18 protein-coding genes are annotated in these 19,006 nt (G+C 72.5%); 10 read left to right on the top strand and 8 right to left on the bottom strand.

Going from position 1 to position 19,006, the window contains the following annotated elements; all coding sequences use genetic code 11:
* Positions 1-10: 10 nt before the first annotated feature.
* The 7 genes from ACL02R_RS05960 to ACL02R_RS05930 all read left to right on the top strand — a co-directional run bounded on the left by ACL02R_RS05960 (position 11) and on the right by ACL02R_RS05930 (position 6,582).
* Complete coding sequence (locus tag ACL02R_RS05960) at positions 11-1,024, top strand: carbohydrate ABC transporter permease (RefSeq protein ID WP_412795795.1); 1,014 nt, start codon at positions 11-13, stop codon at positions 1,022-1,024.
* The gene (locus ACL02R_RS05955; protein WP_412795794.1) at positions 1,021-1,875 is read left to right on the top strand and encodes a carbohydrate ABC transporter permease; all 855 of its coding nucleotides are present in this window, start codon (positions 1,021-1,023) and stop codon (positions 1,873-1,875) included. Before ACL02R_RS05960 ends, ACL02R_RS05955 begins: the two co-directional genes overlap by 4 nt.
* A 57-nt stretch (positions 1,876-1,932) precedes the next feature.
* A complete protein-coding gene (locus ACL02R_RS05950; protein ID WP_412795793.1) occupies positions 1,933-2,421 on the top strand; it encodes a MarR family winged helix-turn-helix transcriptional regulator in 489 nt (162 codons plus the stop codon).
* Between the two features lie 44 nt (positions 2,422-2,465).
* Positions 2,466-3,326 (top strand): SDR family oxidoreductase, encoded by an 861-nt coding sequence (locus ACL02R_RS05945; RefSeq protein WP_412795792.1) that lies wholly within the window; start codon positions 2,466-2,468, stop codon positions 3,324-3,326.
* 8 nt (positions 3,327-3,334) lie between these two features.
* Positions 3,335-4,216, top strand: a complete 882-nt coding sequence (locus ACL02R_RS05940) for a dioxygenase (RefSeq protein WP_412795791.1) — start codon at positions 3,335-3,337, stop codon at positions 4,214-4,216.
* A 158-nt stretch (positions 4,217-4,374) separates the two neighbouring features.
* Positions 4,375-4,884 carry a peptide-methionine (S)-S-oxide reductase MsrA gene (msrA, locus tag ACL02R_RS05935; protein ID WP_412795790.1) on the top strand — a complete coding sequence of 170 codons (510 nt, stop codon included), beginning with the start codon at positions 4,375-4,377 and terminating at the stop codon, positions 4,882-4,884.
* Between the two features lie 111 nt (positions 4,885-4,995).
* Positions 4,996-6,582 carry a hypothetical protein gene (locus ACL02R_RS05930; protein ID WP_412795789.1) on the top strand — a complete coding sequence of 529 codons (1,587 nt, stop codon included), beginning with the start codon at positions 4,996-4,998 and terminating at the stop codon, positions 6,580-6,582.
* Positions 6,583-6,631: 49 nt separating this feature from the next.
* Here ACL02R_RS05930 and ACL02R_RS05925 read toward each other — a convergent pair whose 3' ends face one another.
* The 5 genes from ACL02R_RS05925 to ACL02R_RS05905 all read right to left on the bottom strand — a co-directional run bounded on the left by ACL02R_RS05925 (position 6,632) and on the right by ACL02R_RS05905 (position 11,828).
* Positions 6,632-7,459 (bottom strand): alpha/beta fold hydrolase, encoded by an 828-nt coding sequence (locus ACL02R_RS05925; protein WP_412795788.1) that lies wholly within the window; start codon positions 7,457-7,459, stop codon positions 6,632-6,634.
* Positions 7,460-7,688: 229 nt separating this feature from the next.
* A complete protein-coding gene (locus tag ACL02R_RS05920) occupies positions 7,689-8,573 on the bottom strand; it encodes an NAD-dependent epimerase/dehydratase family protein (protein WP_412795787.1) in 885 nt (294 codons plus the stop codon).
* Positions 8,570-9,463: a carbohydrate ABC transporter permease gene (locus ACL02R_RS05915; protein WP_412795786.1), complete on the bottom strand. Its 894-nt coding sequence runs from the start codon at positions 9,461-9,463 to the stop codon at positions 8,570-8,572. The genes ACL02R_RS05920 and ACL02R_RS05915 overlap by 4 nt, the downstream gene beginning before the upstream one ends.
* The gene (locus tag ACL02R_RS05910; RefSeq protein ID WP_412795785.1) at positions 9,460-10,452 is read right to left on the bottom strand and encodes a carbohydrate ABC transporter permease; all 993 of its coding nucleotides are present in this window, start codon (positions 10,450-10,452) and stop codon (positions 9,460-9,462) included. Before ACL02R_RS05910 ends, ACL02R_RS05915 begins: the two co-directional genes overlap by 4 nt.
* Entirely contained in the window at positions 10,449-11,828 is a 1,380-nt protein-coding gene (locus ACL02R_RS05905; RefSeq protein WP_412795784.1) for an ABC transporter substrate-binding protein, read from the bottom strand. Before ACL02R_RS05905 ends, ACL02R_RS05910 begins: the two co-directional genes overlap by 4 nt.
* 132 nt (positions 11,829-11,960) lie before the next feature.
* Between ACL02R_RS05905 and ACL02R_RS05900 the strand changes: the two genes are divergently transcribed.
* From ACL02R_RS05900 to ACL02R_RS05890, 3 genes are all read left to right on the top strand, one after another.
* On the top strand, positions 11,961-13,247 hold the full coding sequence (locus ACL02R_RS05900; protein WP_412795783.1) for an enolase C-terminal domain-like protein: 1,287 nt from the start codon (positions 11,961-11,963) through the stop codon (positions 13,245-13,247).
* 99 nt (positions 13,248-13,346) lie between these two features.
* Positions 13,347-14,933 (top strand): GH39 family glycosyl hydrolase, encoded by a 1,587-nt coding sequence (locus tag ACL02R_RS05895; protein WP_412795782.1) that lies wholly within the window; start codon positions 13,347-13,349, stop codon positions 14,931-14,933.
* Between the two features lie 265 nt (positions 14,934-15,198).
* Positions 15,199-16,395 (top strand): ROK family transcriptional regulator, encoded by a 1,197-nt coding sequence (locus ACL02R_RS05890; protein WP_362963033.1) that lies wholly within the window; start codon positions 15,199-15,201, stop codon positions 16,393-16,395.
* 18 nt (positions 16,396-16,413) lie between these two features.
* Here ACL02R_RS05890 and ACL02R_RS05885 read toward each other — a convergent pair whose 3' ends face one another.
* From ACL02R_RS05885 to ACL02R_RS05875, 3 genes are all read right to left on the bottom strand, one after another.
* Positions 16,414-17,520: a SagB/ThcOx family dehydrogenase gene (locus ACL02R_RS05885; protein WP_412795781.1), complete on the bottom strand. Its 1,107-nt coding sequence runs from the start codon at positions 17,518-17,520 to the stop codon at positions 16,414-16,416.
* Positions 17,521-17,554: 34 nt separating this feature from the next.
* Positions 17,555-18,634: a hypothetical protein gene (locus ACL02R_RS05880; protein WP_412795780.1), complete on the bottom strand. Its 1,080-nt coding sequence runs from the start codon at positions 18,632-18,634 to the stop codon at positions 17,555-17,557.
* Positions 18,635-18,748: 114 nt separating this feature from the next.
* Entirely contained in the window at positions 18,749-18,895 is a 147-nt protein-coding gene (locus ACL02R_RS05875) for a hypothetical protein (RefSeq protein ID WP_412795779.1), read from the bottom strand.
* Positions 18,896-19,006: the final 111 nt, after the last annotated feature.

The raw sequence follows: 19,006 nt of genomic DNA, 5'->3' as shown, positions 1-19,006 counted from the left end.
GGGACATCCGATGCCGGTCACCGGCCCCCGCAGCACCGCGTCCGCGCCCCCGCCCGCCTCCCCGGGGACCCCCGCGGACGCCCCCGCGCCCGGCGGACGCGCCGGGCGCGGGGCCGCCCGTACGCGCCGCCGCGCACGCGCCGCCGGCTGGTGGCCGTACCTGCTGATCGCCCCCACGGTGGCGGGCGCCGCGTTCCTGCTGGTCTACCCGCTGCTGCGCGCCCTCGTCATCTCGACGCAGCGCTACGGGCTGCGCGAACTGATCAGCGGCGACGCCGAGTTCGTCGGCCTGGAGAACTACCGCACGCTGCTCACCGACCCCCGATTCTGGGAGGTCGTCCGCAGGACCTTCCTCTTCATGGCCGTCAACGTCGTGCTGATCGTCGTGCTCGCGACGCTCGTCGCGCTGCTGATCGCGCGGCTCGGGCGCTTCGGCAGGACCGCCGTCCTCAGCGGCCTCGTCCTCGCCTGGGGCATGCCGGTGATCGCGGCGACGACCGTGTTCCAGTGGCTGTTCCACTCCGAGTACGGCATCGTCAACTGGGCGCTGACGAGCCTGGGCCTCGACTCGTTCGACCGCTACGCGTGGCTCGCGAACGGGCCCGCCGCGTTCGCCATCCTCGTGCTGCTGGTGGTGTGGCAGTCGGTGCCGTTCGCCGCGGTCACGCTCTACGCGGCGCTGACGACCGTGCCGCGCGAGCTGAACGAGGCGGCGCGCCTGGACGGGGCGAGCGCGGCCCAGACGTTCCGCTCCATCACCTTCCCGATGCTGCGGCCCGTCTTCATGCTGGTCGTCTGCCTCGAAGTGATCTGGACGTTCCGCGCGTTCGTCCAGATCTGGGTCATGACGCAGGGCGGCCCCGGGGACGCCACGACGCTGCTGCCGGTCTACGCCGTGCAGACCGCCCTCGCCGCGCAGCGGTACGACCTGGGGACCGCCGCGTCCGTCGTGACCGTCGCGTTCATGTCGGGCGTGCTCGTCGTCTACTTCCGCCAGCTCTACAAGCAGGAGGCCGAGCAGTGACCACCACCGCTCCCCCGCGCCTGGCCCGCCGCAGGCGCCACCCGCTGCGCAGCGGTGCGGCCGTCGTGGTGTTCGTCTTCTGCGTGTTCCCCGTGTACTGGATGATCTCCACGGCGTTCAAGCCCACCGGGGACATCCAGACGGACAGCCCGCGCCTCGTGCCGTTCAGCTGGACGTTCGACCACTTCAGGACGGCGGTGGAGGCGGACGGCTTCTGGCTGTACTGGCGCAACAGCCTGCTGGTCACCGTCAGCGCGGTGCTGCTGGCGCTGCTGGTGGCGCTGGCCGCCTCGTTCGCCGTCGCGCGGATGCGGTGGCGGGGGCGGCGCGGCTTCCTGCTGATGGTCTTCGCGGCGCAGATGGCACCGTGGGAGTCACTGATCATCCCGATCTACCTGATGTCGCGCGACGCGGGGATGCTGGACCGGCTGCCGACGCTGACGCTGGTCTACTTCATGATCACGCTGCCGTTCACCATCGTCGTGCTGCGCAGCTTCCTCGCGACGGTCCCCGCGGAGCTGGAGGAGGCGGCGCAGGTGGACGGCTGTACGCGGCCGGCGGCGTTCCGGCGCGTGGTGTTCCCGCTGCTGGCGCCGGGGCTGATGGCGACGTCGCTGTTCGGGTTCATCACGGCGTGGAACGAGTTCGCGTACGCCAACTTCCTGATCATCAACGACCAGAACAGCCGGACGCTGCCGGTGTGGCTCACGTCGTTCCAGAACACCTTCGGCACCGACTGGGGCGCCACGATGGCGGCCTCCACGCTGTTCGCGCTGCCCGCGCTGCTGATCTTCCTGCTCATGCAGCGGCAGGTGACGTCCGGGTTCGCCGCCGGTTCCGTGAAGGGCTGAGGGGCACGGGCCGGGCCCGCCCGCCGTTCACTTGACGCTTCAAGTTACGGTGGGGGCATGGACGACGCGGACACCGCGAGGTGGCTGGACGAGGACGAGCAGCGGGCATGGCTCGCGCTCGTCAGCACGGTCGTACGGCTCCCCGCCGCGCTGGACGCCCAGCTGCGGCGGGACGCCGGGATCAGCCACTTCGAGTACCAGGTCATGGCCGGGCTCTCGACCGCCCCGGGGCGCACCCAGCGCATGGGCGAGCTGGCGCGCTGCTCGGACGGCTCGCTCTCCCGGCTGTCGCACACCGTGCGGCGCCTGGAGGAACGCGGCTGGGTCCGCCGCACGGCCGACCCGGCCGACGGGCGCCGCACGCTGGCCACCCTCACCGACGACGGGTGGGCCAAGGTCGTGGCGATCGCGCCGGGGCACGTCGCCGAGGTCCGCCGCCTGGTGGTGGACCCGCTCACGGCCGCGCAGCTGGCGCAGCTGCGGGAGATCGGCTGCCGCATCAACGACGCGATCGGCCCCGACCCGTCCCTGCCGTCCGTCCCCTGACACCCCCGCCCCCACACCTCATCGCACGAGAACGAGGTACCACCATGATCGTCGTCACCGCCGCCACCGGCCCGTTCGGCCGTCTCGCCGTCGAGGCGCTGCTGCGCCGCGGCGTGCCCGCCGGGGAGATCGTCGCCGCCGTGCGCTCCCCCGAGCGGGCCGCCGGTCTCGCCGCGCTCGGCGTCGTGGTCCGCGAGGCGGACTACGACCGGCCCGGCACGCTCGCCGCCGCCTTCGAGGGCGCCGAACGCGTCCTGCTGGTGTCGGGCAGCGACGTCGGCCGCCGCGTACCCCAGCACCGGGCCGTGATCGACGCGGCCCGCGCCGCCGGAGCGCGGCTGCTGGCGTACACGAGCGTGCTGCACGCCGACGACACCACGCTGTCCATCGCACCCGAGCACCGCGCCACCGAGGAGTACCTCGCCGCCTCCGGCCTGCCCCACGTCCTGCTGCGCAACGGCTGGTACACCGAGAACTACGCCCCCACCGCCCGCCAGGGCGTCGCGACCGGCACGGTCATCGGCGCCACCGGCGAGGGCCGCATCGCCTCCGCCTCCCGCGCCGACTACGCCGACGCCGCCGCCGCGGTCCTGACCGGCGGGGACGCCCACGCGGGCGCGGTGTACGAGCTGTCGGGCGACACCGCCTGGACGATGGCCGAGTTCGCCGCGACCCTCGCCGACGTCGCCGGGACCCCCGTCGTCCACCGCGACCTCACGCCCGCCGCGTACGCGGCGGCGCTCGCCGGGAACGGCGTGCCCGAGGAGGTGGCGCGGATGCTCGCCGGGATGGAGACCGACATCGCCGCGGGCGCGCTCGCCGACACTCCGGGCGACCTGGCGCGGCTCACGGGCCGCCCCACCACCCCGCTGCGCGACACGCTCGCCGAGCTGCTGAAGGGCTGACGAGCCGCATGCCCGGTCCCCTCGACCCCGCCGTTCCCGCCGGGGCCTACGACGCCTTCCTGCCCGGCGCGCTCCCCCGCGCCCGCGCCCATCGGGCGTGGGCCCCGGCGGACGGGCCGCTGCCCGCGCTGTACCTGAGCCACGGCGCTCCCCCGCTGTTCGACGACGGGCCGTGGATCGACGCGCTGTTCGCCTGGGCGCAGTCACTGCCGAAGCCACGCGCGGTCCTCATCGTCTCCGCCCACTGGGAGACCGCGCCGCCGACACTGTCCGCGCCCGCCGCTCACACCCCGCTGGTGTACGACTTCGGCGGCTTCCACCCGCGCTACCACCGCATGCGGTACGACACGCCGGACGCCTCCGCGCTCGCCCGCCGCGTCGCCGCGACGATGCCGGACGCCGAGCCCGTGCACCAGCACCCGGCCCGCGGCCTCGACCACGGCGCGTGGGTGCCGCTGATGGCGATGTATCCCCTTGCCGACGTCCCCGTCCTCCAGCTGTCCCTGCCCACGCACGACCCGGCGCGGCTGCTCGGCCTGGGCCGCCGCCTCGGGCCGCTGCGGGAGGAGGGCGTGCTCGTCGTCGGCTCGGGCTTCATGGTGCACGGACTGCCGTTCCTGACCCGGGAGATGCTGGCGGGCCGCACGGTGCCCGGCTGGGGCACGGACTTCGACGCCTGGGCCGCCGACGCGGTGACGCGCGGGGACCTGGACGAGCTGTCCGCCTGGACCGACCGCGCGCCCGGCATGCCGTACGCGCACCCCACGCCGGACCACTTCCTGCCGCTGTTCGTCACGCTGGGCGCGGCCGGCGACGCGCCGCGGCCCGCCCGTTCGGTGATCGACGGCCACATGATGGGCCTGTCGCGCCGCTCCTTCGAGATCGGCTGAGCCCGCGCGGCGGACGGGGTGCCGCCGCGCCCGGTGGCCAGGTGTCCCGGCAGGTGGCCGGGCTCCCGACCGGCCGACCGGCCGCCGGGCGCGTATTCTCGCGAGGAAGGGGCCTCCGGGGCGGAGGTCCCGGGCCATGGGCGGCAGGAGGTTACGGGATGGCTGGGACGACCGAACGCGCGGTGCTCGCCGGGGGCTGTTTCTGGGGTGTGCAGGACCTGGTCCGGCGCTTCCCGGGCGTGGTCTCGACCCGGGTCGGCTACTCGGGCGGCGACGTGCCGAACGCGACCTACCGCAACCACGGCACGCACGCCGAGGCCGTCGAGATCGTCTTCGACCCGGAGCAGACCTCGTTCCGCGAGCTGCTGGAGTTCTTCTTCCAGATCCACGACCCGTCCACCCTGAACCAGCAGGGCAACGACATCGGCACCAGCTACCGGTCGGCGATCTTCTACGCGAGCGACGAGCAGAAGCGTGTCGCCGAGGACACCATCGCGGACGTGAACGCCTCGGGCCTGTGGCCGGGCCCCGTCGTCACCGAGGTGACGCCGGTCGGGGATTTCTGGGAGGCGGAGCCGGAGCACCAGGACTACCTGGAGCGTTACCCGGACGGCTACACCTGCCATTACGTGCGCCCCGGCTGGAAGCTGCCCCGCCGCGACAGCTGACGCACCGCACGGGGGCTGGGCCGTTCGCTGCCGAAAACACCTCAGACATTGGACAGTTGATATGACATCAACCTAACCTTTCCGGGTCGGCGAACGGAAGGTCACAGGCAGATGGTGTCGTACTGGTGGGATCTGGCGCTGGGCGAGGTGCAACCGCTGCTCATGGCGGTGAAGAAGGTGGAATTGTTCGTCATGGAGATCGACCCCGAGGACATGGCCGACACCGCCGCCATCTACCAGCAGGCGGTCGGGGAGGCCAGGACGGCGGGGGACCTGGCCGAAGCCGCCTCGAACCTCTCCGGCGAGTCCGGCTCCCTCGACCACACGGCGATCGCCGACGCCGACCAGCGCACGACCGACACCGACGGCGCCCTCGCGGGTCGGGGCACGGGCATGGAGCAGGTCGCACAACTCCTGAAGCTCGCCATGGAGACCGCCCTCCACCACGTGTCCCAGGTCACTTGGATCCTGGACGGCCAACTCTGGCCCCAGTGGGAAGCGGCGAAGGCGTCATACGCGCGGGCCAGGGAGGAGAACCCCGAGCCGCTGCTGCCCATGATCAGAGCCAGGCACCTCGCGGATTTCACGCCGGCGGCGCAGGAGGCCGAGGAGAAGATCGACGACGAGATCGCGACGTACCGCCGGACCCTCATGCGTCTGGGCCTGGAGTTGTACGAGCAGGGGTACGACCTGGCCGGCGGTCCGCTCGACCTGTGGTCCTCCGTATACATGGCGAGAGAAGCCGCCGCCAAGGTCAAAGAACTCCTCGCGGACGGGAAGCGGCCCGACCCCGACGAGCTCCGCCTGTGGACCAGCGTCCTCAACGCCCTGTCCCGGGACCTGCGCGACGGCGGTGGAACGCCACGCGAACTGACCGACCTCGAAGCCGAGTTCGTCCTGTGTTTCTTCGAAAAGCTGGACTCCGACACCCTCACGGCGCTGGGCAGCCTGGGCACCGACCACCTGGAACCCGCCCAGGCCGACACCCAGCGCGAGGCACTCCAGGGCATCGCCGACGGCCTGATCATGGTCCGCAAGATCGTCGATCAAAACGACTACAGGGGTATCTACCTGAGCGCCGAGATGCAGGATAAGACGGATCAGCTGCTCCGCGCGTTCACGGAACCGAGGGAAGGTCCGCTGTTCGACCACGAGCCGGGCACCGACGAGTTCAAGGCTGCCCTGGAGAAATGGAACAGCTACGGGGCCCTCATGAACGAGGCGGAGCTGCCGCCGAGTGCCGCGTTGAGCGACCAGTTGGCCAAGGCCGCCGTGGACGTCCAGGAACGCTCGACCGGGCAGTACGCGCCCCGTGACTACTTCCTGTTCGAACTGTCCCCCGACACCTGGGTGGAGAACACCGGCGGCTCGGGACTGCTGCACGCGGCAGCGCTCAACGAGGACGCGGCGGCGAAGCACCTGAGGGACCCCGACAACGCCGGACGGCTGCTGCGCCAGCAGTGGGAGGACAGCAGCGGCGCGGCCGCGTACATCTCCCAGGGCACCCGGGACCTCAGCGCGAACCCGGAGCCGGACAGCCCGCAGGACCAGGCACGCCGCAACGTCCTGGACGCCGCCGACCGCCACCGGGAGGAACTCGCGGGCAAGGGCGACCAGGACAAGTACGGCCACACCGACCACGGGCAGCTCCGGGAAACTCTCGACATGCTGCGCGAGGACCACGCGACGGCACGCTGACGGGCGGGCAACCCCCGTCCCGGAGGCGGGGGTTGCTCGCGCGGCGGGGTCAGCTGCGGAGGAAGGAGAGGAGGTCCTTGTTGAAGCAGTCCTTCGTGCCGGGGACGTTGGCCAGGCCGTGGGCGGCGCCCTCGTAGATCTTGAGGGTCGCGTCCGGGATGATCTCGACGGCCTTCTTCGACGCCGCGTCGATCGGGACGATCTGGTCGTCGTCGCCGTGGATCAGCAGTGTCGGGATGTCGAACTTCCGCAGGTCCTCGGTGAAGTCGGTGGCGGAGAAGGCGTCCACGCAGGCGACGGCCGCCTCGATGCTCTCCTGCATCGCCATCAGCCAGAACGACTGCTTGAGGCCGTCGGTCACCTTGTTGCCCGGCCGGTTGGCGCCGTAGAACATCTCGGCCGTGTCCATCCAGAACTGGGCACGCTCGTTCAGGATGCCGTCCTTGAGGGTGTCGAAGACCTTCTGCGGCGTGCCCTCCGGGTTGCTGTCCGACTTCAGCATGACCGGCGGGACGGCGCCGACCATGACGGCCTTGGCGACGCGGGCCGTGCCGTGGCGGCCGATGTAGCGGGCCAGTTCGCCGCCGCCCATGGAGTGCGCGACCAGGGTGATGTCCCGCAGGTCGAGCGACTCGATGAGGTCGTGCAGGTCGTCCGCGAACGTGTCGAAGTCGTATCCCGTCCACGGCTGGTCGGAGCGGCCGTGGCCGCGGCGGTCGTGCGCGATGCCCCGGAACCCGTTGTCGGCGACCAGCTTCATCTGGTCCTCCCACGCGTCCGCGTTGAGCGGCCAGCCGTGGATGAACACGACAGGCGGACCGCTGCCCCAGTCCTTGTAGAAGATGTCCGTACCGTCACGCGTGGTCACGAAGGTCATGCGACTCGTCCTCTCAGGTGCGGCTGCGGGGGTGTCCGGGGCCCGGCACCGCGCGGGGCGGTTGTGTCGGCGCGGGACACGTTCTCCTTCGACGCTACGACCGGCACCCGAACGGCGCAAAAGGAGAGAAGCGGGGCAAAAAGCAAAAAAAGTGCGCCGAGTGACGTTTGGGGCGGGCATGGATGAGCCCCCGGTCCTGGCGGGCCGGGGGCTCGTGGGGTGGGGCGTGTCAGGCGGTGGGTCGCCAGCTGTGCGTGGTGCGGAAGCCGAGGAGGCTCTCCGCCCGCGCGGTGTCGTAGAGCCCGGCGTGGTCCGGCAGGTCCCGCCGCAGCGGGACGTCCGGGAAGTGGGCGGCCAGCAGGTCCTTCGTGGGGACCTCGGCCACCGTGTCGGGTGCCGAGACGTTGACGACGTGGTGCCCGGCCGCAGCGGTCCGCAGGGCGGCCTCGACCGCCCCGGCGGCGTCGCGGGTGTCGAGCCAGCCCCACAGCTCGCGGCGGTTCGACGCCGGATCGGCCGCCACCTCGTCCAGCCGCGCCCGGAGGCGGTCGCCGTCGCCGACGAAGGGGAAACGCAGGCTGATCACCGGCGTGCCCCAGCGGCGGGTGGTGAAGGCGGCGACCTCCTCGGCCAGGACCTTGGAGAGCCCGTACGCGTCCACGGCGAGGGTGGGGTGCTCCTCGTCGATCGGCAGGTGGTGGGGCGTGAGGTCGCGGCCGGCCCAGGCGAGACCGAGGGCGGAGAGGCTGGAGGCGGTGACGATCCGCCGGACGCCCGCGCGGCCCGCCTGGTCGAGGACGGTGTAGCAGCCGGTGACGTTGATGTCGAGCAGGTCGGCCTCCGGGACGCCGCCGGGCGACGGGATCGCCGCCAGGTGGACGAGGCCGGCGACCGGCCCGGACGGGCCGGTCAGGCACGAGGCGACGAACTCCGGGTCGCGGACGTCCCCCACCACGTACCGCCCGGCGGGCGGCGCGTCCTGCGGGACCGGTACGCGGTCGGTGCCGGTCACGTCGAAGCCGGCAGCCGCCAGATGCGCGGCCACGACCCGGCCGATGACCCCGGCGGCGCCCGTGACCAGCACGGGGTCGCCGGGGCTGAGCGGGGCGGTCATCCCTTGACCGCCCCCATGAGGCCGTTCACGAAGTAGCGCTGGGCGCTGAGGAAGAGGAGCACGATCGGTACCACCAGGATCAGAGCAGCTGCCATGAGAGTGTTGTACTGCACGACGCTCTCGGACTGCATCGCCTGGAGGGCGATCGGCAGGGTGTACGAATCCGGGTCGTTCAGCGAGACGCGGGTGAGCTGGTACTCGTTCCACGTCGGGATCGCCGTCAGCAGGGCGATCGTGATCAGCGCCGGGCGTCCCAGCGGCAGGTAGATCGAGGCGAAGATCCGCAGTTCGCTCGCGCCGTCCATCCGCGCCGACTCGCGCAGCTCGGCGGGGACGGTGGAGAACGCGTTGGTCAGCAGCAGGACGGCGAGCGGCGCCGTGCCGTTCACGAACGGCAGGACGAGGCCCCAGTGCGAGCCCAGGATGTTCAGCTCGTGCTCCAGCAGCACGATGGGCAGCAGCGTCACAACGCCCGGCACGAACAGCAGCACCAGGAAGAGCCGGTACAGGGCGGTACGGCCGGGGAAGCGCAGCACGGCGAACGCGTACGACGCGGCGGCGTAGACGACGACCACCAGGACGGTGGTCAGCAGCGTGACCCGGAGGCTGTTGAGGAAGTAGTCGAAGAAGTGCAGCTGGTTCCAGGTGTCGGCGAACGTCTGGAGGGTCGGGTTGTGCGGGATCAGGTGCCCGCCCTCCAGCACCTCCTCGCTGTCCTTGAACGCCGCCGAGACCATCCACGCGAACGGGTAGAGGCTGATGGCGGCGTACAGCGCGAGGAGCAGGCCGACGACGCCGCGGGAGACGACCGTGCGCGGGTTGCGCGGGGCCCGCCCGGCGCGGGGGGTGCCGGGTGTACGGCGCGGGGTGGTGACGACGCCGGCGCTCATCCCAGCCTCCTCATGGCTCGCTGGTTGACGAAGGCGACGATCAGCGCCACCACGAAGAGGATCCAGCCGAGTGCGCTGGCGAGACCCAGGGTGGGGGCGAGCTCGTTCAGGAAGGCGAGGCGGTAGGTCTCCAGGCCGAGGACGTTGGTGGCGTCGCCCGGACCGCCGTTGGTCATGATCAGGAAGATCTGGAAGCCCTGGAGGGAGTCCCGCACGCCCAGCAGCACGATGACCGCGGTGATCGGGCGCAGCAGGGGCCACACGACGCCGAACTGCGTGCGCCACCAGCCCGCGCCGTCCAGCTGGGCGGCTTCCAGGAGGGAGCCGTCCATGGACTGGAGGCCGGTGAGGAACAGCAGCATCGCGACCGGGACCGCCGACCAGACCATGACGACGATCAGCGTCGGCAGGGCGGTGTCCGGGTTGCCGAGGAAGCCCTGCGGCTGGGACAGCGAGCCGAGGCCGAGGCTCTTCAGCAGCAGGTTCAGCGCGCCGTTGGGCTCCAGGATGTACTGCCACGCGAAGTAGACCGCGATGCCGGTCGTGACGTAGGGCAGGAAGTAGACGGAGCGCAGGACGCCGCGCAGCCGCTTGACCGAGTTGAGGACGACGGCGAGCGGGAACGCGATGGCGACGGTGAGCACCGGCACGGCGATCATGACCCACAGCGTGTTCCACGCGGCGTCGTGCACGATCGGCGAGTAGACGGGGCTGCGCCACAGGAGGTCGGCGTAGTTGTCGAAGCCGACCCAGTTCCAGTCGGGCCAGAAGCCGTTCCACTGGGCGAAGCTCAGCAGGAAGCCGTAGCCGACGGTGTACAGGCCCATCACCGCGAAGAGGATCAGGGCGGGGGCGACGAAGGCGAATCCCCAGAGGGCTTCCTTGCGCCGCGCGCTCCGGGCGGCCGGGGTGGACGGGGGCTTGACCTTCCGGCCCTTCCCGCCGGGCCGGCCGGTGAGCCGGGGGGTGGGTGTGACGTCGACGCTCACCTTTGCTGCTCCGACCAGTAGGATTCGATCAGGTGTGCGAGGTTGCGACCGGCGTCGGCCGGATCGCCCTCGTCGAGTGGCGTGAAGTCGGCGAGCACCTCGCCGACGCGGCCGGAGTCGTACGCGTTGGGCCGGTAGCTCGTGTCGGCCGCGTGGTAGGCGTCCTCGTCCGAGCTGAGCGAGGCGGCCATGGCGCCGAGGACGGGGCCGACGGCCTCCTCCGGGTCCGGGCCGAGGTCGTTCGGCGGCAGGTCGAGGGCGTCGCGGGCGAAGTCCTGGGCCACGTCGGTGCCGGACAGGTAGCGCACGAAGTCGATGGCGCCGTCCTTGTTGTGGCTGTCCTTGGTGACGGACAGGCCGGTCAGGGCGAACGGCGCGAGGCCCATGTCGGGGATCTCGGCGCCCTCGGGCGGCGGCACGGCGAACGTCATCGCGTTGTCCGGGTCGAAGCCGTTCGCCTCCAGGAAGGCGAGGGTGAAGGTGCCGCCGATGTCGAACGTGGACTGCCCGTGGGCGAACGAGAGGTCGGCCTCGTCGATGGTGAGGGACTGCGTGCCCGGGGTCCAGTAGGGCTGGATGCGCCCGTACTCGGTCAGCGCGGCGACGCCGTTCTCCGAGCCCCAGTTGACGGCGGGGTCGTCGGAGAAGAGGTCGCGGTAGGGCTGGTCGCCGAGCATGCCGTAGGCCATCGGCTGGAGCAGCCACTCCAGGCCGGTGGACGGGGAGCGGAAGCCGTTGGCGACGCCGCCGTCGTCGGGGCGGTCCTGGCCGACCGTGTCGAGCATCTCCATGAACTCGTCCCAGGTGGCCGGGGGTTCGGTGTAGCCCGACTCGGCGAGGCGCTCCTTGTTGGCGTAGACGATGCCGAAGGTGCCGATGGTGAGCGGGACGCTGAACCGCTGCCCCTCCGCCACGCCGAGCCACTTGGAGCCGGGGGTGAGGGAGTTCTCGTAGTACTGCTGCGTGACGATCCCCTCGTTCGCCACCGCGGGCAGGTACCGGCCGGTCCACTCGTCGTCCACGACGCCCGACAGGTCTTCGAGCAGCCCTGCGCCGCCGAAGGTGAGGTCGTCGCCGTTGGAGTGGACTTCGAGGATGTCGGGGAGGTCGTTGGTCCGCGCGGCGGCGGCGACCTTCGTCAGGAACGCGTCGTCGGGCGTGATCGCCTGAATCCTGACGGTGATCCCGGTCTCCTGGCGGAACTGCTCGGCCGCCGCTTCGAGCGCCGGGACGTGGGACTGCTTGAACGTCCACATCTCCAGCTCGTCGGGCGACCCGCCGCCCGTGCCGCCACACGCGGCGAGCACCGCGGTCATGGTGACGGCGGAGGCCAGGGCCACACATCGCCGCGCCAGGCGGCGGGGGTGTCCAGTCACGTCGTTGGGCCTTTCATCCTGGCGCCGTGCACGGGGCTCCGGCGTGCCCCGGAACCTAAATCGACTTGATGTACGGTGTCAATGCTCGTCACACGCCGAAATCTCGCCGAAACCCGATGTGGAGACGTCCCCATGGCACCTGAAACGCCCGAAACCCCCGTGCCGCTCGCCCTCGCGCCCTGGTCGGGAACCGACACGTCACCCCGGGTCACCGGCGTGCGCACCTTCGTCTGCGCCCCGCAGGGCTGCCCGTACGTGATCGTCCGCGTCGAGACGGACCAGCCGGGGCTCTACGGCCTCGGCTGCGCCAGCGACCCGCAGCGCACGGTGGCGATCCGCGCCGTGCTCGACTCCTACCTCGGCCCGATGCTCACCGGGCGCGGGACGGACGACATCGAGGACATCCACCGGCTGCTGCTCAACAGCGGCTACTGGCGCGGCGGTTCGATGGCCTCCAACGCGCTGGCCGCCATCGACGTGGCGCTGTGGGACATCAAGGGCAAGGTCGCCGGGCTGCCCCTGTACTCCCTGCTCGGCGGCCGTGCCCGCGAGGCCGCCGACGCGTACACGCACGTGGACGGCGACGACGCCCGGGAGATCGCCGACAAGGTGCTCGCCGCCGTGGAACGCGGCTACCGGCACGTCCGGGTGCAGGTGTCGGTGCCGGGCTCCGACACGTACGGCGCGGCCCCGGCCGACGAGGCCGAGGCGCGGCGGCGCCGGCTGCGCGCGGGGACGTGGGACTCGACGGCGTACCTGCGGCACGTCCCGCCGGTGCTGCGGAAGGTGCGCGAGCTGGTGGGCGGCGGGGTGGAGCTGCTGCACGACGTGCACGAGCGGATGACGCCCGCGCAGGCCAGGAGCCTGGTGCACGCGGTGCAGGACGCGGAGCTGTTCTTCCTGGAGGACGCGCTGGCGCCCGAGGACATCGCGTACTTCCCGCAGTTGCGGACGGCGGGCACGACACCGCTGGCCGTGGGCGAACTGTACGCCGACCCGCACCAGTACCTGCCGCTGCTGGAGCGGCGGGCGATCGACTTCGCGCGGATCAGGATTCCCACCCTCGGCGGGCTGACGCCGGCACGGAAGCTGGTCGCGGCGTGCGAGATGTTCGGCGTGCGGACGGCGCCGCACGGCCCCGGCGACGTGAGCCCGGTGGGGATGGCGGCGAACGTGGCGCTCGACGTCAGCTCGCCCGCGTTCGGCGTGCAGGAGGCGGCGCGGTTCACGGACGCGACGCTGGAGGTCTTCCCGGGGGCGCACGTGCCGGAGGGCGGCGCGCTGCGGCCGACGTCCGCGCCCGGCCTCGGCGTGGACTTCGACGAGGCGGCCGCCGGGCGGTACCCGGTGACGGCGCCGCTCGAACACGACCGGTGGGCGCTGCTGCGGAACGCGGACGGCAGCGTCCAGCGTCCCTGACGGCGGTCCCCCGTTCCCCCCTCCTTCGATCCATCATCTTGATTTATCCTGTTCCCCGCGCCGGGCTTCCCGGCCGGGAGGACCAGCGAAAGGAACACCGTGTCCGCACCGATCACACTCGCCGTGGACGCCGCCGCCGACGGCACGCCCCTGGACCGCTTCTGGAGCCGGGTGGTCGGCGCGGGACGCGCCAACGAGGGCCTGCGCGCCGACTGGCAGCGGCAGTTGCGCACGGCCAGGCAGGAGTGCGGCTTCGACTACGTGCGCTTCCACGGCCTGTTCCACGACGACATGTTCGTCTACACGGAACGCGAGAACGGCACGCCCGTCTACAACTTCCAGTACGTGGACGCCCTGTTCGACGCCCTGCTGGACGCGGGCGTGCGGCCCTTCGTGGAGTTCGGCTTCAGCCCGCGCGCGATGGCCCGGGAGACGGAGACCGTCTTCTGGTGGGGCGCGCACGGCGCCCCGCCCACCGACCTGGCCCGCTGGGGCGCGCTGATCGACCGGACCGTGCGCCACTGGGTGGCCCGCTACGGCATCGACGAGGTCAGCCGCTGGTACTTCGAGGTGTGGAACGAGGCCAACCTCTGGGGCTTCTTCCACGGCACCCGCAGCGAGTACTTCGAGATCTACCGCGTGACGGCGACCGCCGTGAAGGCCGTCGACCCCCGGCTGCGCGTGGGCGGCCCCGCGACGTCCAACTTCGTGCCCGACGAGCGGTTCGGCGGCGAGAACGAGGACGTGGACAAGCGGATCGTCGCCGGACGGGACGACATCGACACGCTGGACTGGCGGCCGGTGTGGGTGGAGGCGTTCCTCGACTTCTGCCGCCGCGAGAACCTGCCCGTGGACTTCGTCTCCACCCACCCCTACCCCACGGACTGGGCGCTGGACGAGCACGGGCAGGGCGAGAAGCTGACGCGCGGCAAGGACGCGACGCCCAAGGACCTGGCGCTGCTGCGCGAGATCGTCGCGGCGGGCCCGTACCCGGACGCGGAGATCCACCTCACCGAGTGGAACTCCTCCTCGTCGCCCCGTGACTTCACGCACGACACGCTGCCCGCCGCCGCGTACGTGGTGCGGTCGGTGCTGCACTCGATCGGCACCGTGGACTCGCTCGCCTACTGGACGTTCACCGACGTCTTCGAGGAGGGCGGCGCGGGCGACGGGATGTTCCACGGCGGCTTCGGGATGATCACGCTCCAGGGCGTGCCGAAGCCGGCGTTCCACGCGTACCGCATGCTGGCCGCGCTCGGCGACACGCTGCTGGAGCGCACCGAGGACGCCGTGGCGACGCGCGAGGCGGCCACCGGCAGGATCACCGCGCTGGTGCACCACTACCCGGCGGAGGAGCCGCTGTCGGTCCCCGCGTCGTTCGACGACCGCTCGGTGGCGGACGCGACGCAGGCCAAGGGCGAGCCCCGCGACCTGACGCTGACGGTGCGCGGCCTGGCCTCGGGGGCGCGTTTCTCCGTGGAGGTGCTGGACGGCGCGCACGGCGACGCGCTGAGCGCCTGGCGCGCGATGGGCGCCCCGGCGGAGCCGACGCGCGCGGAGACCGAGGAGCTGGCGCGGCTGGCGCGGGCCACCGACCGGTGGAGCGTGGTGGCCGACCGTGACGGCGTGCTGCGCCTCGAACGGACGCTCGCGCCCTGGTCGCTCCTGCTGCTGCGGCAGCTCTGACCATGCCGTCGCGCGGCGCCCCCGGGACGCGTACCGGCACCGGACCCGGCGGGGACGGCGGTAGATTGGCGCCGTCCCTCCCGGGCGGCGGGCCGGTCCGCGCGCCGGCGGGCGCCGTGCCGCCCGGCCGGGGCGCGCACCCCCGGTCCGGGCCGGGCGCGGCCCGCGGCTCGGCGGGAGGCCGCCGCGCCACCGACCCGCACCACCCGGCAGGCCCTCGGGCCGACGGGCGCACCGACCTTTCCGCGGCCTGGAGGACAGCGTGATGGGCACTCGACAGACAGCGATCCGGCGCGGCACCAACCTGCCGCGCATGGGGGACTTCAACGAGTCCGTGATCCTCGACGCGATCCGGCGCGTGCCGGACGGGCTGAGCCGCGTCGAACTCGCCGAGTCCACCGGCCTGTCGGCGCAGACGGTGTCCAACATCTGCCGCCGCCTGCTGGACCACGGGCTGGCGCTGGAGACCGGCAAGAAGAGCTTCGGCAGCGGCAAGCCGCGCACGCTGCTGCGGGTGAACGCGCGGGCGCGGTTCGCCGTCGGCGTGCACCTCGACCCGGCGGTGATCACGTATGTCGTCCTCGACCTGCTGGGGAACGTGGTGGCGCACCTGCGGGTGCCCACGCCCCGGGTGGCCGACCCCGAGCAGACGCTCGCGGGGCTCAGCGCGTCGATAAGGACACTCATCGACGAGTCGGGCGTGCCCGCCGACCGGCTGCTCGGCCTGGGCATCGCCGCGCCGGGACCGGTGGACGTGGCGGCCGGGCTGGTCGTGGACCCGCCGGAGCTGGAGGGCTGGGGGCGTGTCCCGCTGCGGGACTACCTCGCCGAGGAGACCGGCCTCCCGGTGGTGATGGACAAGGACGTCATCGCGGCGGCCATCGCCGAACGGTGGGCGGGCGCCGCCGCGCACAGCGGGAACTTCCTGTTCTTCTACCTGGGCACCGGCTCCGGCATGGGCCTGGTCGTCGAGGACACGGTGCTGCGCGGCGTGTCGGGCAACGCGGGCGAGGTCGGCGGCCTCGGCGCGGCCCTCACCACGCGCGGCATGGTGGACGAGGCGATCCATCTGGGCGTGCTCAGCCACGACTTCACGCCGATCGGGCCACGCGACGCGGAGCGCAGCCTCGCCGAGCTGTGCCGCCTCGCGGCCGAGGGGAACGGGACGGCGGGCGACATCATCGACCGGCAGGCCGTCCGTGTCGGCCGGGGCGTGTGCGCGGCGGCGACGCTGGTGGACGCCGAACTGATCGTCTTCGGCGGCCCGATCTGGCCGCACGTGGCGGACCGGTTCCTGCGGATCGTGCCCGCGCTGGTGGAGAAGTCGCCGTTCGTGAAGAGCCTGCACCCGACGCGGGTGACGAGCACCGAGGTGGGTGACGACGTGGGTGCGGTCGGCGCGGCGTGCCTGGTGCTCGACCGGACGCTGTCGGCGCAGCCGCAGTCGCTGCTGCTGGCCTGAGGGCCGTGCCGCGCACGCTCAGAACGACGGCGGCGGCTCCTGCGGCGTGCGCACGGACAGCGGCATCCCGTCGGGCCCGCGCAGCGGCACGCCGCAGGCGAGCGCGAAGGTCGTGAACTCGGCCGGCTGGTCGAGCCCGAGCAGGTCGTCCGCCTCGCTGTCGCGGATCGCGCCGGTGAGGGCGGCGCCGAGGCCGAGCGCGGTCGCGGTCATGGAGAAGACCTGCGCGACGTGCCCGACGTTCTGGAGCAGCAGCTTGTACGCGCGCGGGTGCCGGTACTTCCACGACATCCGGTGCGCGACGGCGGCCGTCAGCACGCCGAAGGCGGCGTGCTCGAAGAACCCCTGGCGGTACGTGAGGTGTTCGAGGTCGGCGCGGCCCGCGTCGGGGGCGACGGGTTCGAGGCCGTGCCGCACCGGGTCGTAGTGGTAGAGCCCGGGGCGCACGCCCGTGACGTTCAGGGCGAAGACGAACGCCTCCGTCTCGTGCCGCGCCCCGCCGGACGCGGCGGCGCGCAGCTGGAGCACGCCCATGGGCCCCGCGTCGGCGAAGCGCAGCGGCGCGAAGCAGTAGTGCAGCATGTCGGAGAACGCGTCGAGGGCGATCGGCTCGTCCGCGAAGTCGCGGTGGGTGCGCCGCAGTTCGAGAACGTCGCGGTAGGGCGCGGCCATGCGCGTGCGCACGCGGGGCAGCAGCAGGACGCGGTCCGAGCGTGGCGCGCGGACGGCGGAAGGGCGGGGGCGTGACTCGATCTCCGCGAGCACCTCGGCGAGGTGCTCGCGGTCGTCGGAGCGCGAGCCGACGAACGGGGTGTCGCGCGTCTGGCGGTGCAGGCTCCACGCGGTCACGCCCCAGGCGTCCCAGGGGATGCCGGGGGCGTCGGCGGTGTCCTCCTTGGGCACGAGGAAGCCGTCGCGCGCCAGCCGGGCGACGGCGCCGGCCGCCGCTCCCCCGGCGTCGGCGCGGACGCCGTCGCGGGCGGCGAGGAGCAGTTCCGCGACGCGCGGCTCGACGTGCAGCCGGGTGCGCAGGCGCGGGCTGGAGACGACCAGGCCGTCCGCCGTCGCCTCGATCACCAACGGGTCGATGGCGAACAGCAGTTCGCCACCAGGCGTGTCGGTCATGCTCGGGGGTCCTCCAGGTCGCGTCACGGTCGTGTCATGCGGCGGCGCGCAGGCCGTCGGCGAGCCGCTCGCGTACGGTGGCGGCCAACTCCGCCGGTACGGGGGCGCGTTCGTCGGGCGGCACGGGCCGCGGCGGGCGGCCGAGCCGGTCGCGCACCACACCGTCGAGAACCGGGTCGGCCGGGGTCTCCGCGTGCCGGGCCAGCTCGCCGAAGAGCGCGGCGGCGATGCCGGGGAGCGCCGCGCGCCCGGCGGTGAGCGCCAGCTGGGCGAGCCAGCGCAGCGGCGTCGCGGGCGAGGCGAACGGGCCGCCGAGTGCGTCCCGCCGCTCCGCCAGTGCCGTGACGAGCCCGCGCGCGCGGTCCCGTCCGGCCGCGTCGGGCGAGGCGGCCGAGGCGGCGGCGGCGTGCAGCAGCCGGACGTACGTCAGGCGCGCCGCGGTGGGCGAGGACGCGTGGTCGAGCGCGGCGGGGGTGAGGACGGGCTGCGCGGCCGCGTCCACGAGCCAGGGCGCCTCCTGGGCGTGCTGGAGGGTCCGCTCCGCCGGGATGTCGGTCCACAGGTCGCAAAAGCGCGCGGCGGCGGCGAGGAGTTGGGCGTCCCGCCGGTGGCGTCTGAGGATCTGGAGGGTGTCCTGCACGACGATGTTGCGCACCACGGCCCGGTCCAGGAGACCGTCTCCGGTCAGGCGGCGGACGGTGGCGGTGTCGTAGGCGAGGTCGGGCAGTTCGGTGCCGTGCCCGGAGACGAGGGGTTCGAGGGCGGCCAGGTCGCGCAGCGCCTCGTCGGCGGTGGCGGGCGCGTAGCCCTTGAGGCGGATGAGGTTGACCTGCGGCTGGAGCGCCAGGACGGTGAAGCGCGGGCCGAGGGCGGTGCCGCGGCGGGCGCGCGCGTACGCGATCTGGTCGCGGCACAGCGCACGGGCCTCCTCCGGGGCGCCGGTGCGGAAATGCAGAAGCGCCAGGAGATTGCACGCGCGATACAGCTCTCCGGGTTCACGGCTGCCGAGAAGTTCCCGCACGGTGCGCAGCGCGGCGGCCCGTCCTGACGGTGGACGTCGTGTGTCGGAGAGGAACCCGAACGGTTTTTCGCCGTGGTTCGTCGTGCCACCCAAGGGAATTCCTCCGCAAACGGTCGCGCCACATGGGGAAAAGCACGGTGCACCGGCCGTACGGCGGACGGCGATCCGTCGTACGGCCGGCCCGTAAGGGTGCTTCAGCGGTCCCTGTCAGCAGCCGAAGTTGACGTCGAGGAACGGCGCCTCGACGGGCTGCGCCTCACGGATGCCGTGTCCCTCGACGTCGTCCTCGGCCTGCTCGACCTCGGCCTGACCGGCCTCGATCTCTTCCTTGCTGGGCTCGTTCTGTTCGGTCATGACGTCCTCCGTCGACTCGCATCTGGTGGAGACTGACATGGTGCGGGGCGGCGCCGATTGCGCTGTTGCGTGCGTGTCGCGGGGATTCCGATATCCGGACATGATTTCTTC

It is taken from the genome of Streptomyces sp. MS19 (assembly GCF_047200595.1).
Lineage (GTDB): Bacteria > Actinomycetota > Actinomycetes > Streptomycetales > Streptomycetaceae > Streptomyces.
This window is presented reverse-complemented; position numbering and strand designations above follow the sequence as displayed.

Coding starts and splice junctions, on each gene's coding strand:
- ACL02R_RS05890 (WP_362963033.1), top strand. CDS start 15,199: ATGGGCACTCGACAGACAGCGATCCGGCGCGGCACCAACCTGCCGCGC.
- ACL02R_RS05960 (WP_412795795.1), top strand. CDS start 11: ATGCCGGTCACCGGCCCCCGCAGCACCGCGTCCGCGCCCCCGCCCGCC.
- ACL02R_RS05900 (WP_412795783.1), top strand. CDS start 11,961: ATGGCACCTGAAACGCCCGAAACCCCCGTGCCGCTCGCCCTCGCGCCC.
- ACL02R_RS05925 (WP_412795788.1), bottom strand. CDS start 7,459: ATGACCTTCGTGACCACGCGTGACGGTACGGACATCTTCTACAAGGAC.
- ACL02R_RS05920 (WP_412795787.1), bottom strand. CDS start 8,573: ATGACCGCCCCGCTCAGCCCCGGCGACCCCGTGCTGGTCACGGGCGCC.
- ACL02R_RS05885 (WP_412795781.1), bottom strand. CDS start 17,520: ATGACCGACACGCCTGGTGGCGAACTGCTGTTCGCCATCGACCCGTTG.
- ACL02R_RS05875 (WP_412795779.1), bottom strand. CDS start 18,895: ATGACCGAACAGAACGAGCCCAGCAAGGAAGAGATCGAGGCCGGTCAG.
- ACL02R_RS05950 (WP_412795793.1), top strand. CDS start 1,933: ATGGACGACGCGGACACCGCGAGGTGGCTGGACGAGGACGAGCAGCGG.
- ACL02R_RS05940 (WP_412795791.1), top strand. CDS start 3,335: ATGCCCGGTCCCCTCGACCCCGCCGTTCCCGCCGGGGCCTACGACGCC.
- ACL02R_RS05930 (WP_412795789.1), top strand. CDS start 4,996: ATGGTGTCGTACTGGTGGGATCTGGCGCTGGGCGAGGTGCAACCGCTG.
- msrA (WP_412795790.1), top strand. CDS start 4,375: ATGGCTGGGACGACCGAACGCGCGGTGCTCGCCGGGGGCTGTTTCTGG.
- ACL02R_RS05915 (WP_412795786.1), bottom strand. CDS start 9,463: ATGAGCGCCGGCGTCGTCACCACCCCGCGCCGTACACCCGGCACCCCC.
- ACL02R_RS05945 (WP_412795792.1), top strand. CDS start 2,466: ATGATCGTCGTCACCGCCGCCACCGGCCCGTTCGGCCGTCTCGCCGTC.